The following is a 12,031-nucleotide window of genomic DNA, read 5'->3' as shown; positions in this document are numbered from 1 at the left end:
CAGGCAAATTGCCTTTGCTGCCCGGGGAAAGCGAACCGCCCACAGCGGCACCCTAGGTCGGCGCGATCTCCCGCTGCAATGCGGTCCCCCAGAGGCACCAACGGTGAAACACGGGTAGTTACCCCCTAGGGCTCTCATGGTCACGTTGCCACTCTTGACGGCCGGGGACGTGCCTGCGGGAGGGAATCATGGCCGGTGACAGCCTCGACGTGGACGTCAGGGAGCAGAACGGTGTGCTCGTCGTCCGGTTCAGCGGCCGCCTCGACTGGTCGACCTACATGCGCGTGCAGGACGTTCTGCTCGACTGCGCCACCAAGGAGCTCGTCGGCGTCGTCGTGGAGCTCGACGGCCTCGTGGCGGAGTCGCCCGCGCTGCTCGTGGTGTTCGACGTCGTGTGGCTGTCCGCGGCGCGCTGGCCGGGCATCTCGCTGAGCCTGGTCGTCAGTGACCATCTGCTGCGGTCGGTGCTGGAGTCACGCGGTCTCCCCCGGCACATCCCGATGCACCAGACGACCGCCGCCGCACTGGCCTCCGTGGTGCGGCTGCGGCACGAGGACCGGGTGGACGCGGCGCTGCCGACGTGCCGCTGCCTGCCGCACGTGGCCGAGCGGATCACCGAGCGCGCGTGCGAACGGTGGGGCGTCCAGTCGTTGCTCGACGTCGCTCCGCAAGTGGCCGTTGAACTCGTGTCGCACGTCGAGGACGAGAGCCCGTTGGCGCTGTTGCTGCGCATGCGCAACGACAAGATGTCCGTTGCCGTACGCACGACCACACGCTTCGACCTCAGGCAGTGGCACACGATGCGGCGCAACGTCGCGTCGATCGCCGTCTGCAACTTCACCATGGGAGAGACGCCGGCCGGTGGCGGGCGGAGCATCATGTGGGCGTTGCTCGACGTACCGGAGGACAGCCAGCGGCCCCCGAGCTACCTTTCGGAGGCCGCCGTCTTCACCCACCAGGCTTAAGACTTCCGGGTCGTTCTACTGGGCGCGGGCAGCCGCGATGCTGGTACGGCACGCGCGCACGACCTGACGGTTCGCCGCCGTGTCCGGGGTGCGTGTGCCGCACGTCGGACAGAAGAGTTGTGCGGTCGTCTCGTCGACGAACACCTCGAGAGGGCTGCCGCACGGCCGGCACCAGCGATGCCCGGTGACGGGGATGACGTGGTCCGGGGAGGCCACACACTGGTGCAACCAGCAGCGATGCCAACCGCAGGTCACTCGGGCGTGGGGGTCGAGACCGAGCTCCTCCGCCAGGTCCTCGGCGCCGAGGACAGCGGTCAGAGTCGCGTCTTCGGCCTCGAAGGAGGTCACCAGCCGCAGGTGCGCGCGTCGCCTCATACTCAGCACCTTGCACCGTCAACCATCCCAGGTATACCCGCATAAATACCTGTTTAATCGCCGCTTCGGCCGAATTCCAAGCGGCACGGAACCCTCTTCTCACTCCGACGTGCGCGCCCTACGCTTCGGACAGTCGACGCGGCGCAGAGGTATTCCAGATGGCTGATCCTGCGTATTTCCCTCCCCCGCACTCCGCCCGCATCGGGATGAGCGATGTGGACCAGCTGGAGTCGCAGACGCATTCGCTGAGGTCGGTGGACTACCAGTACGGCGGAGGGGTGTGCAGGGACGCCGTCGTCGTGCGGATCTACTGGGCGCAGCAGCTGCTGGCGGCTTCGGCTTCCGAGGTGGTGCGGGCGCGGCTGCTGTCCGCCGTCGCCGATCTGCACAACCTGGCGGGGTGGACGTCGTTCGACAGCGGCCAGGTCGGGGCCGCCTACCACCACTTCGATCGTGCCCTGGAATTCGCGCGCCACGACGAAGACCTGACCACCAACATCGTTTACCGGCGTGGGCGCGTACATCTGCACCACGGCGCACCGGGCGATGCGCTGGCGTACTTCCAGAGGGGTGCGTTTGCGCCATTGGCGTCGAGCATCATGCATTCGAACGAGGCATGGGCTTACGCCCGCCAGGCCCGTCCCACCGAGGCGTTGCGTGCGCTGGGCAAAGCACAGGACGCGTTCGCGCGCGCGGACCTGTCACACGTGCCGGACTGGGCCCGTTTCCACGACGAGACCGACCTGACGGCGATGATCGGAACCGTCTACGCAGAGCTCGGTGACACCCGGCACGCGATCCCCGCGCTGTCGTCCGCCATCGAGCAGTTCGGGCCGGCGATGGCGCGGAGCTGGACGTTCTGCCTGATCGCGCTGGCCTCGTGCCACTTCCTCGACGGTGATGACGACCAGGGCCAGACCGTGGCGATGCAGGCGATCAACGCCGCCGAGGGGCTGCGTTCCGAACGGGTGTGGGACCGGATGCGGCCGATGATGCAGGCGGCGGCCGCGCGCGGGGTCTTGTTGCGCTGAGTCTTTGCAGAACCCGAACATTCGGCGGACTCGGTTCTGATGGTGCTCGGTCATCGTTCTGTGCCATGAACATTTCGCGAATCGGCGGGCTTGTGGCGGGGATGCTGCTGTTGGGCGCTGGGACCGCGTCCGCGCAGGAACCGATCACGATCAGCCCGGAGAAGGTGCAGCAGATCTGCTCGCAGCGGGTGCCGCGGGTCGAGGCCAGGGTCAAGGCGCTGACCGACCGCATCAACGGCAGCCCCGAGACGCTGGGCTCGAAGAAGTGGATCGAGCAGAAGGCGGCCGATGCTCGCGCGGCAGGCAACACGGCCCGTGCGGACGTGCTGGACGCCCGGCTGAAGCTGCGGGACGCGCAGCTGGTGAAGCTGTCGAAGGCCGGCGAGCGGGTCGCCAAGTTCAAGTCCGAGCACTGCGGGTCGAAGTGAGGTGGGTTGCCGCCGCGTTGCTGGTGGTGTCGCTGACGGCGTGCCGGGGTGAGACTCCTGCGCCGGACCTCGATGATGTGGAATCAACGCTGAACAGCATCGAGTCGGACATCAACCAGCCGGGGTGAACGCGTGGAACGTGGCCTGGTGCTCGTCGTGGAGGACGAACCGGCGATCGCCGAACTGGTCGCGCTGTACCTGCGGCGCGACGGCTTCGGCGTGCAGGTCGAGTCCTCGGGGGACGCGGCACTGGCCGCGGTCCGCACCCTCTCTCCCGTCGCCGTCGTGCTGGACGTCGGCCTGCCGGGCATGAACGGCATCGAGGTCTGTCGCGCGCTGCGGGCCGCGGGCGACTGGACCCCGGTGCTGTTCGTGACGGCCCGCGACGACGAGGTGGACCGCCTGCTGGGCCTGGAACTGGGCGCCGACGACTACATCACCAAGCCTTTCAGCCCGCGCGAACTGGCTCTGCGCGTCCGGACCGTCCTGCGCCGCTCCTCCGGCGTTGCCCCGGAAGTGCTGCAGGTGGGTTCCGTGCGGATCGACGTGGGTGAACGGCGCGCGTTCGCCGGTTCTGCCGAAGTGTCTTTGACCTCAACGGAGTTCGGCCTGCTCGCCTACCTGATGAAGCACCCGCGTCAGGTGTTCTCGCGTGAGCAGCTGCTGAGCGCCGTGTGGGGCTATGCGTCCGTCGCCGGCACGCGCACAGTGGACGTCCACATCGCCCAGCTGCGAGCCAAGTTCGGCGCAGCGAGTCCAATTCGGACAGTGCGCGGCGTCGGCTACTCGGCGGACGCGTCATGAACCTGGCCGCCCGGATCGCCTTGCTGTGCCTGGGAGTCGCGTTCGTCGCCGTCCTGGTCGCCGGCGTCGTGTCGACCCGCCTCGTCCTCTCGACCTCGCAACAGGTGAGCCGCGAGATCCTGCGCTCCCAGGCCGACGTGGTGGCGGGCCAGATCTCCAACAACCGCGTCGAACAGGTCCTGGAAGGCCAGGGCATCGCGATCGTCCGCATCTCCCCGTCCGGCGAGCTGTCCGGCACGGACAGGGCCGCGGTGCGCGCAGCCCATGAGGCCGATGTCGGTCGCGTGCTCAACGGCCAGCCCGTGACCGGTGTGAGCGGCCGCCTGAACGTGGAGGCCCGCGCGTCGGGAGCCGGCGGCTTCGCCCTGGTGCAGGAAACCGAAACGAGCAACACGTACCGCAAACTGGTCCGCAACATCATCTTCGCCCTGGGCATCGGCCTCGTCGTCGCCTGCCTGGCCGGCCTGGCCCTCGGCACGTTCCTGGCCCGCCCGCTGAAACGAGTGGCCTCCGTGGCCCACTCGATGAGCACGGGCCGCCGGGACCTCCGCGTCCCGGTCTCCGGAACCCACGAACTGGCCGAGGTCGCCACGTCCGTCAACGAACTGGCGGATGCCTTGCAGCGCAGCGAATCCCGCCAACGCGACTTCCTGCTCTCCGTCTCCCACGAACTCCGCACCCCGCTGACCGCCGTGACGGGCTTCGCGGAATCCCTGGCGGACGGCGTGGTCACCGGCGAGCAGGTCGCCCCGGTCGGCACCGTGATCCTCGACGAGGCCCGCCGCCTGGACCGCCTGGTGACCGACCTGCTGGACCTGGCCCGCCTGGGCGCCGACGACTTCCGCCTGGACCGGGCGGACGTGGCCCTGGAACCCGTCGTGCGCTCGGCCGCCGAGGTCTGGCACGCCCGCTGCCACGCACGCGGCGTCCTCTTCACGCTGGACGTCACCGCGTCCCCGGTGGTGCGGGCCGACGCCCGTCGCCTGCGCCAGGTCATCGACGGCCTGATGGAGAACGCGCTGCGCGTGACCCCGGCCGGCCGACCTGTCGTGCTCGCTCTGTCGTCGGTGCTGGAGGTGCGCGACGGCGGGCCGGGGCTGGCGCCGGAGGACTACGCCGTGGCGTTCGACCGCGGCGTGCTGCACGCGCGGTACCAGGAGTCGCGGCCGGTCGGGACCGGGGTGGGGCTCGCGTTGGTGCACGGCCTGGTGACTCGGATGGGCGGGACGATCAAGGCGGGCCCGGCGCCGGAGGGCGGGGCCGCCTTCACCGTCACTTTGCCTGGGCAGCTTGACTTTCTCTGCCCTGAGCGGCAGAACTAGCTGATCTTGGCGCGATGCTTCAGGAACAACTCGTGCCTGAGGTGATCGTCCTGTCCCACGAATCCCTTGAACGTGCCGAGCCGGTAGGCCGTCGCGCTGGAACCGTTGCGCACCTCGACCGTGAAGTCCCTGCTGAGAGCACTGATTGCCCGTTCGAGCTCGTAGGACTCCAAGGATCGGCCTACAGCCTTCTCAAGCTGCCGTTGCGTCATGAACTCACCGCTGTCCCGCAGCACGCGGTAGATCGGATCCTGCTCGGTGTGCGTGTCTCGTTCACGCCGCTTGCCCGACTTCTGCAGCGCCCGCAGGATCGAGCCTCCGATCGCCTCCGCGACCGGGGGCGGGAACGCGTTGCCGATCTGGCGATACCGGGACGTCTTGCGTCCTTCGAAGATCCACTTGTCCGTGTCCTGCCAGCCCTGGATGCGGGCGACCATCTCACACGTGAGCTTGGGCCCTACCTTGAAGACGTCGCCGGGAGCTGGCGGCTCGTCAGCGACACCCATCGCGTCAACGCCGAGCTCTGCCCACGCACGCTTCGCCCTCGTCGGCCCGAGATCCGCTCCGCCGTGCTTCTTCGAGCCGCCGACGATGGTCGGGCCGATGCCATTCGCACGGCGCGCCCAGTCGTCCGCGCCTTCCCAGCCCCGTGAGGCCATCAGGTCTCGCAGCACCGTGCCGACCGTCGGGGCCGCGGCTTGAGTCTCCGGCCATGCAAAGTAGGGCGCGTACTGGTCTTGCAGTGCAACAAGGACGAACCGCGGCCTGAGCTGCGGCACTCCGAAGTCCGATGCCTGAAGCAGCCGCCAATCGGCGACGTAGCCCATCTGCCCAAGCCGGTCGAGGACGTGCTGACGGTAACCAGCGAACCGGGGCATGCTGAGACCCCTGACGTTCTCCAGCATCAGAGCCTGAGGCCTGATCACGTCGCACAGCTCGACCGCCCACGCGAAGAGGTCACGCTCGTCGTTCGCGCCCAGTTGCTTGCCAGCGATGCTGAACGGCGGGCACGGAACACCACCAGCAAGCAGCGGCACCCCGAGATGCTCCATCGGGTTCCACACCTCGGGATCCGCGACGTCGCCGGTCGCCACTTCCGCGTGCGGAAGGTTCCGGCGCAGCGTCGCCGAAGCGTTCACGTCGAGCTCAACGGCCAGCCGGTGCTTGAACCCGGCCTTCTCAAGCCCCAGCGCTTGGCCTCCGGCTCCAGCGCAGATCTCCACTACTTCGGGTTTCTGCACAGGAGCTCCTCCCTAGCGCGGGAACGATCAGGCGAATGACAGGGTGCAGTATGGTCCATCGGTGTTCAGCGTCCCCCAGCAGCTGGGTTCACAGGTGACCTCAGATGTCTGATAAGAGCAGGGCGGAAGCCCGCCAGCGGGCCCACGCCGCTGGTCTCTACCCGGCGCCGCTCAACGAAGGCCGCTCCCGCAACATGAGCGCGAACCGTCGCTCCGAGACGAAGCCCGAGATCGCACTGCGCAGTGCGCTGTTCAAGCTCGGGTACCGCTACCGCAAGGACCACCTGCTCCGCCTCGACGACGGGATCCGCGTCAAACCGGACATCGTTTTCACCGCGCGCAAGGTCGCGATCTTCGTCGACGGCTGCTTCTGGCACGTTTGCCCCGAACACGGCCGGCAACCCACCACCAACGAGTGGTACTGGGCCCCCAAGCTCCGCAGGAACATGGAACGCGACCAAACGGTGAACGAGGCGCTCAGCGCCGCAGGGTGGCGAGTCCTGCGGTTCTGGGAGCACGAGCAGGTGCCGGAGGCCGTCGGCGCCGTCGTAGCCGCATTGGAGCAGACCGAACATGAGTTCGACCCTACCTCCGAGGTCTGACACTTTGAGCGCAATGGGCTCCGGACACGCGGAAACCAGCTAGCGCGACATAGCGGGCGCTTCACAGACAGGGTCCGAGGGCGACGCAACCACCCAGCGTCGCCCTCCAATTTCCGCGGATGGCAGCACGGCGTTTTCACCAGCCGGCACCACCCGTGCTGCGACAACCTCGCCCTTGCGCGGCACCGGAAGGCCGAGATCGCGTGCCACCACCGGGTCGTTGTCCTGATGCCCCAGAACGAGAATGCCCTCATCACGCAGGTAGCTCCGGGCACCTCCCGAACCCCGCACGCGCTTCATGAAGTCATCTTGCTGCGCAACGGTTGCTATTACGGCCCTGGGAACGAGTACGCCCTGCACTTCCCGGAACAACTGGTTCACGCGGGCCTGCCCGTGCCGGTTCCCTCTCTTCGCGGTTGCGTTGAAAACACGGGCACGAGCCTCAGGCTCCATGTGCAGCAGCAGGTTCTTCGGCAACTCACGACGGTCCGGCCACAACTGAACGACAGCCGCCCTGCCCTGTGCCGTCAGCCGCCTCTTGTTGTCGCGATTCGAAGCAACTGTGAGCTGATTGCCATCGACCCGGACAAGGCCTGCCGACCATGCGCTTTGCACGTCGCTCGCCCACACGACGAGACAGATGTGATTCCAGGACTCCGGAGGAAACATCCATTCACCACGTGACTTGGAGAACTTGCAGTCGACCTGGACGCCCGCGATCTCGTAGTCGGTCTGATCACCGTCACCGAAGCCGAACTCACGATGCAGGTTGATTTCCACCAACGTGCCCATGTGCGTCTTTTCGGTCTTGTGCAGCTGATCGTAGTTCCACCGGCCCGTCCGCTGGCCGTCGTACAGCTGGTCATAGGTAGCCCTGAGAACGTTGGCGAACCTCTGTCCGTCGGGGTCAAGCCGATACAACTCGGACCGGACGAGTTCGAGTTCCGCGTCGGCAACGGCGGCTGGGTTCACCACGATCTTGTCCTCTGCACTCAGATGTGATCTTGAGCAATGCGCCTGTCATCCACCATTGCCTCACGAACCGAGCAGATCCGCTCTTACCGCGTCCTTGGCCTCGGCGGGCAGCCGCCGGTACGAGTTCCACGCGCGCTCCAGCGGCGTCGAACCACGTCGGCCGCGGCCCATCCAGCGCAGCAACCGCGCGCGATCGGCTTGGTCGAGGCTCTGGACAGCCGCCACCACGTCATCGGCCCTGACCGGCTCGTCATCCGCACCCGCCCGGCATCGTTTGCACTCGGTGGTCAGCTGGATCTCCTGCTCACCATCCGGCATGACGACCTCCTGCCGCGTCACCAACAGCACGGCCGTCTGATTCGAGTCGTCCAAGTATTCCTCGCCACCTGAAATACCGCAGCTCGTGCACATGTAATGATCACGCGCCATCACCGCCTTCTTCTCCTTGGCGGAAAGTGCCTTCTGCGGTGATGCGGCGCGCTTGGCGACCGGATCCCATACGGGAACTCCTGCCTTCACGAACCGCTGGTCGCCAGCGGTGAGCGTCGCATCCTCGGTGTTCGTGAGGATCACCCAGCCGTAAGCGCGCAGATCACGAATGCGGCGATCGACCTGCGACACACCGGGAAGAGCCGCCCGGAGCTGCTCTTTGGTGAACCTGTTGCCTTCGCCGACCTGCTGCAACAGCCACAATGCGCCCCTGACCATGGTGCCGGCCTTCAACGACGGATCGTTCCACTCCGGGATCGCCAACGTCACTCCAGTTCTCGCGGCGGATTCACCAATTGTGGATCAAGAGCCGCAACATTGTCAGGGGTTCCTGCGATGATGCGGGCAGGGCAAGATCAGACAGTCCGGCTGGAGGCCAGTGCATGTCTCGCAAGTTCGGTGTTCCACCGCAGGGTGACCACATCCGCTCAGTCGTCGAGGAGCGGCTGGATCAGGCGCTGAAGGAAAGAGGCGCCAAGGTCACCGTGGACTGGCGCGGCGAGCAGAAGCACCTCGACGTCATCTCCATGCCGGTAGAGCTCTTGTACTTCAACCCGGACACGCACCGGGTCCGCGCCCAGCGCACTCTGGACCCGGTACGGGACAAGGCGCTCGACGAAGACCCCTGGAGCAGCGAGAGCCAGGACTACCTGCGCTATCTGCTGACCCGCCGGCCGTCGAACCCGAGCCAGCTGGATCCCGACTACACCGCGTTGATGGAGGAGCTGGACGACTTCCAGCAGAAGGAACCGGGCATCATCACCAGGGAAGGCATCCTGGTCGACGGCAACACCCGGCGCGCGGCCCTGCAGGAACTCGGTGTCAAAGACATCAGGGTTGGTGTCCTGCCCGAGGACACCTCCCGCAGTGACATCAACCGGGTGGAGCTCGCGCTGCAGCTACGCCGCGACAAGAGGCGCGAGTACTCGTACATCAACCGGCTCATGGCGATCGAGGAGCAGCTGGCGGAAGGCCGGCGTGAGGACGACGTCGCCCGCGAGTTCAACATCAAGATCACCACGCTCCGCAAGGACAGGTGGGTCTACGCGCTCATCATGGAGGCCATTGAGCGGAGTGCGACGGGCGGCGGTGCAACGCTGAAGCTGGTCGACTTCGAAGACCACCAGGAGAAGCTCCGCGAACTTCACCGCGACTACGAGAAGCTGGCGAAGACGGACCCGGACGCGGCCATGCAGCTCAAGGAATCCCGGCTCGCAATGGTCGTGCTGAACTACGCGAAGACCGACCTGCGCTTGGCACAGGCTGACTTCCACGACCACTACCTGGACTCAACCCTCCCGGACGATCTCAAGCCCGCCGTGCAGAAACCTGCGAGTGTCAGCATCCCCGGTTTGCCGGGCGTCACGGTCACAGATGGTACGGCTGGAGCGAAGACCACACGCGAACTGACGAACTTGCTGCTCCAAGCGAAGGCCATCGCGCAGGCCGGCGACAAGGTTTCCCCAGACCAGGTGTCGAAGGCAGATCAGCTGATCAAATCGGCGCGGGACGCCTTCGACAAGGCCGTAGACCGCGCCGGGCAGGACGCGAGGCGGCTGAAGCGGCAGATCGCGGTTTCAGAGCGCCTCACGGACGCCGCTGACCAGGTCAACCAGTGCGTGACGGAGTTCGCCGAGGCGAAGGCCAGGCGTGCCTTGGACGAGGACGCCTTCGACGACGCCCTGCTGACGCTGCGCGCCAGCCTGGCGAATCTCGCCAAGCAGGCAGGACGCACATTCAGCGCCCCTGGCGACGGCGTCGCGTGGTTGCTCGACGCGGCGCGGGAACAGTGATGCCGGAGATCGCCATGCCGAGCCTCACGATCGAGTTCGGCGACGAGGTGACCAAGGCACGCCTGCGAGCCGGCAGCGGATACGAAGCCGACCTGCGCAGGCTCGCGCTCCGGTTGCGCAGCGGTGTGCAGCGGTCGGCGAGCACAATGGACGTCGACATCGACGATCTGCTCACGAACCTCGTCGCGCTCTCCACCTGGCCCGAGAAGACGAGCGTTTCCTGGGATCCTCAGCTTGCCGCATTGGCGACCGATTCCAACACGGACGCACAAGCCGTCGAAGCCCGCTTGACTGCAGAGGTTCAGCCAGCGGAGATCTCCGTCAGTGATGTCACCATGCTGACCGGTCCGGATTGGATTGGCGACCTGACGTCGTTCCAGCGCAGGGACATCGCGAAGCTCCTGTCATTGCGGCACGGGGCGAACTTTTCCGTACCTGGCGCGGGAAAGACTCGCGTCGCTCTCGCTGTGTTCCAGGCCCTCCGCCAGACGAAGGGGATCGAGCGAGTCCTCATCGTTGGCCCGAAGTCATGCTATGAGGCTTGGCAGGAAGAGAACGAGATTTGCTTCGCTGCGCCTCTGCGTGTCGATGTGTTCTCCCGGGAGCCGGATCCCGCCGCGGAAGCGCTCATCGTGAACTACGAACGGCTCGCGCCAGCCGTGAACGAACTCGGCCAGTGGCTCAGCGCACGACCATCGATGCTGGTGCTCGATGAGGCGCACCGGATGAAGCTCGGTGCGGACGGGACCTACGGGGCAGCGTGTTTGGCGCTCGGGCCGCGCGCCCGCCACCGCCTCATCCTGACCGGCACACCCGCCCCGAATGGGGTCAGAGACCTCGAAAACCTCTTCGGGTTCGTCTGGCCGGGCCACGGCCGGCAGAAAGTCCTTCAGGCCGTGGCAGGAGGTGACCTGTCCAAAGCGAGCCGGGTGCTCCGGCCGCTGTTCACCCGCACGACCAAATCTGATCTCGGGCTCACTCCGCCGGAGACCAAGATGGTTCCGGTTCCAATGCCACCGCTGCACCAGGAGGTGTACGAGGCGCTGTGCGGGCGGTTCTCGGCACGTGCGATTGGCGCGGAAGGCAACTTCGCCGCACTGGGCAAGATCGTTGTCTACATGCTGATGGCCGCGACCAGTCCCGCCCTGCTTTCTGTTGGCACGACGAGGTACGAACCGCTGGCATACCAGGTGCCGCCGCTCACCGTTCCGTCTGACACACCACTGTTCAAGCTGATGCAGGACCTGCCTGCGTACGAGTTGTCACCCAAGTACCAGGAAGCCTTGGCGATCGTCGCGAAGAACGCGGCCAACGGTCGCAAGACGCTCGTGTGGTCCACATTCATCCGTAGCCTCAACACACTTCAACGGCTGCTCAGCGCGTTCAACCCCGCGATGGTGCACGGCGGGACGGAAGATCGCGAAGCTGAGATCGATCGTTTCCGCAACGACCCGGACTGCATGGTCTTGCTGTCGAACCCCGCCACGCTCGGCGAGGGAATCAGCTTGCACCACCACTGTCATGACGCCGTCTACGTGGACCGGGACTTTGCGGCTGGCCGCTTCCTGCAAAGCCTCGACCGCATCCACCGGCTCGGTCTCCCGCCCGAGACCGAAACGAGGATCACGATCCTGGCGACAGAGGGCAGCATCGACGAGATCGTCACCGCGCGGCTCGGCGACAAGCTGGAGTTCATGGGTCGTGTGCTCGACGATCCGGCTGTGCACGAGCTTGCGGACCTCGACGAAGAACCGGCGGTCGGCGGCGGTCTCGACCAACAGGATCTCCAAGCGTTGCTGGGGCACCTTCGTGGCTATTCCCGCTGATCGGATCTTGCGCGCGGCCGTCCGGTGGCTGGAGCTGCTTCCTCAAGCCGATGCAGCTCGCTGCCGTGCGCTCTTCATCACGCACTCGGGCTACAGCGACATCACCCCGACCCAGTACGAACTGGCGTACGCCTGGCTGCGGGAAACCGGATTGCTCACGGATCTGCAGTGCGCCCGTCC

13 protein-coding genes are annotated in these 12,031 nt (G+C 66.4%); 9 read left to right on the top strand and 4 right to left on the bottom strand.

Going from position 1 to position 12,031, the window contains the following annotated elements:
* Positions 1–188: 188 nt before the first annotated feature.
* Positions 189–965, top strand: a complete 777-nt coding sequence (locus tag ABFX45_RS22300; protein ID WP_346131852.1) for an STAS domain-containing protein — start codon at positions 189–191, stop codon at positions 963–965.
* 15 nt (positions 966–980) lie between these two features.
* On the opposite strand, the gene ABFX45_RS22295 is transcribed toward ABFX45_RS22300, so the two are convergent.
* Positions 981–1,340, bottom strand: coding sequence for a hypothetical protein (locus ABFX45_RS22295; protein ID WP_112229131.1), 360 nt, complete (start codon positions 1,338–1,340; stop codon positions 981–983).
* Positions 1,341–1,498: 158 nt separating this feature from the next.
* Between ABFX45_RS22295 and ABFX45_RS22290 the strand changes: the two genes are divergently transcribed.
* The 5 genes from ABFX45_RS22290 (at position 1,499) to ABFX45_RS22270 (ending at position 4,925) form a co-directional block, all read left to right on the top strand.
* On the top strand, positions 1,499–2,371 hold the full coding sequence (locus ABFX45_RS22290; RefSeq protein WP_346131851.1) for an NsdA family TPR-like regulatory protein: 873 nt from the start codon (positions 1,499–1,501) through the stop codon (positions 2,369–2,371).
* Positions 2,372–2,436: 65 nt separating this feature from the next.
* Positions 2,437–2,799, top strand: a complete 363-nt coding sequence (locus ABFX45_RS22285) for a hypothetical protein (RefSeq protein WP_146231845.1) — start codon at positions 2,437–2,439, stop codon at positions 2,797–2,799.
* Positions 2,796–2,927, top strand: a complete 132-nt coding sequence (locus tag ABFX45_RS22280; RefSeq protein WP_267900110.1) for a hypothetical protein — start codon at positions 2,796–2,798, stop codon at positions 2,925–2,927. The genes ABFX45_RS22285 and ABFX45_RS22280 overlap by 4 nt, the downstream gene beginning before the upstream one ends.
* Before the next feature lie 4 nt (positions 2,928–2,931).
* Positions 2,932–3,603: a response regulator transcription factor gene (locus tag ABFX45_RS22275; RefSeq protein ID WP_346131850.1), complete on the top strand. Its 672-nt coding sequence runs from the start codon at positions 2,932–2,934 to the stop codon at positions 3,601–3,603.
* On the top strand, positions 3,600–4,925 hold the full coding sequence (locus ABFX45_RS22270) for a HAMP domain-containing sensor histidine kinase (protein WP_346131849.1): 1,326 nt from the start codon (positions 3,600–3,602) through the stop codon (positions 4,923–4,925). The genes ABFX45_RS22275 and ABFX45_RS22270 overlap by 4 nt, the downstream gene beginning before the upstream one ends.
* Here ABFX45_RS22270 and ABFX45_RS22265 read toward each other — a convergent pair.
* On the bottom strand, positions 4,922–6,166 hold the full coding sequence (locus tag ABFX45_RS22265; protein WP_109641229.1) for a DNA cytosine methyltransferase: 1,245 nt from the start codon (positions 6,164–6,166) through the stop codon (positions 4,922–4,924). The genes ABFX45_RS22270 and ABFX45_RS22265 overlap by 4 nt on opposite strands.
* Before the next feature lie 104 nt (positions 6,167–6,270).
* On the opposite strand from ABFX45_RS22265, the gene ABFX45_RS22260 reads away from it, so the two are divergent.
* Entirely contained in the window at positions 6,271–6,768 is a 498-nt protein-coding gene (locus tag ABFX45_RS22260; RefSeq protein ID WP_109641228.1) for a very short patch repair endonuclease, read from the top strand.
* 39 nt (positions 6,769–6,807) lie between these two features.
* Here ABFX45_RS22260 and ABFX45_RS22255 read toward each other — a convergent pair whose 3' ends face one another.
* Complete coding sequence (locus ABFX45_RS22255) at positions 6,808–7,743, bottom strand: NaeI family type II restriction endonuclease (RefSeq protein ID WP_233440165.1); 936 nt, start codon at positions 7,741–7,743, stop codon at positions 6,808–6,810.
* A 60-nt stretch (positions 7,744–7,803) separates the two neighbouring features.
* Positions 7,804–8,502 (bottom strand): hypothetical protein, encoded by a 699-nt coding sequence (locus ABFX45_RS22250; RefSeq protein ID WP_211337691.1) that lies wholly within the window; start codon positions 8,500–8,502, stop codon positions 7,804–7,806.
* A 113-nt stretch (positions 8,503–8,615) separates the two neighbouring features.
* On the opposite strand from ABFX45_RS22250, the gene ABFX45_RS22245 reads away from it, so the two are divergent.
* Together ABFX45_RS22245 and ABFX45_RS22240 are read left to right on the top strand one after the other, a co-directional pair.
* Positions 8,616–10,025 (top strand): ParB N-terminal domain-containing protein, encoded by a 1,410-nt coding sequence (locus ABFX45_RS22245; RefSeq protein WP_109641226.1) that lies wholly within the window; start codon positions 8,616–8,618, stop codon positions 10,023–10,025.
* Entirely contained in the window at positions 10,025–11,851 is a 1,827-nt protein-coding gene (locus ABFX45_RS22240; protein WP_346131848.1) for a DEAD/DEAH box helicase, read from the top strand. The genes ABFX45_RS22245 and ABFX45_RS22240 overlap by 1 nt, the downstream gene beginning before the upstream one ends.
* The last annotated feature ends 180 nt before the right edge of the window (positions 11,852–12,031 follow it).

This window comes from Lentzea roselyniae (assembly GCF_039537795.1).
In the GTDB taxonomy this organism is placed as follows: domain Bacteria; phylum Actinomycetota; class Actinomycetes; order Mycobacteriales; family Pseudonocardiaceae; genus Lentzea; species Lentzea atacamensis.
The sequence above is the reverse complement of the archived record's forward strand: the minus strand, read 5'-3'. Positions and strand labels throughout refer to the sequence as shown.

Excerpts from the sequence above, each read along its gene's own strand:
- ABFX45_RS22295 (WP_112229131.1), bottom strand. The coding sequence starts at position 1,340 with ATGAGGCGACGCGCGCACCTGCGGCTGGTGACCTCCTTCGAGGCCGAA.
- ABFX45_RS22285 (WP_146231845.1), top strand. The coding sequence starts at position 2,437 with ATGAACATTTCGCGAATCGGCGGGCTTGTGGCGGGGATGCTGCTGTTG.
- ABFX45_RS22245 (WP_109641226.1), top strand. The coding sequence starts at position 8,616 with ATGTCTCGCAAGTTCGGTGTTCCACCGCAGGGTGACCACATCCGCTCA.
- ABFX45_RS22240 (WP_346131848.1), top strand. The coding sequence starts at position 10,025 with ATGCCGGAGATCGCCATGCCGAGCCTCACGATCGAGTTCGGCGACGAG.
- ABFX45_RS22290 (WP_346131851.1), top strand. The coding sequence starts at position 1,499 with ATGGCTGATCCTGCGTATTTCCCTCCCCCGCACTCCGCCCGCATCGGG.
- ABFX45_RS22260 (WP_109641228.1), top strand. The coding sequence starts at position 6,271 with ATGTCTGATAAGAGCAGGGCGGAAGCCCGCCAGCGGGCCCACGCCGCT.
- ABFX45_RS22270 (WP_346131849.1), top strand. The coding sequence starts at position 3,600 with ATGAACCTGGCCGCCCGGATCGCCTTGCTGTGCCTGGGAGTCGCGTTC.
- ABFX45_RS22300 (WP_346131852.1), top strand. The coding sequence starts at position 189 with ATGGCCGGTGACAGCCTCGACGTGGACGTCAGGGAGCAGAACGGTGTG.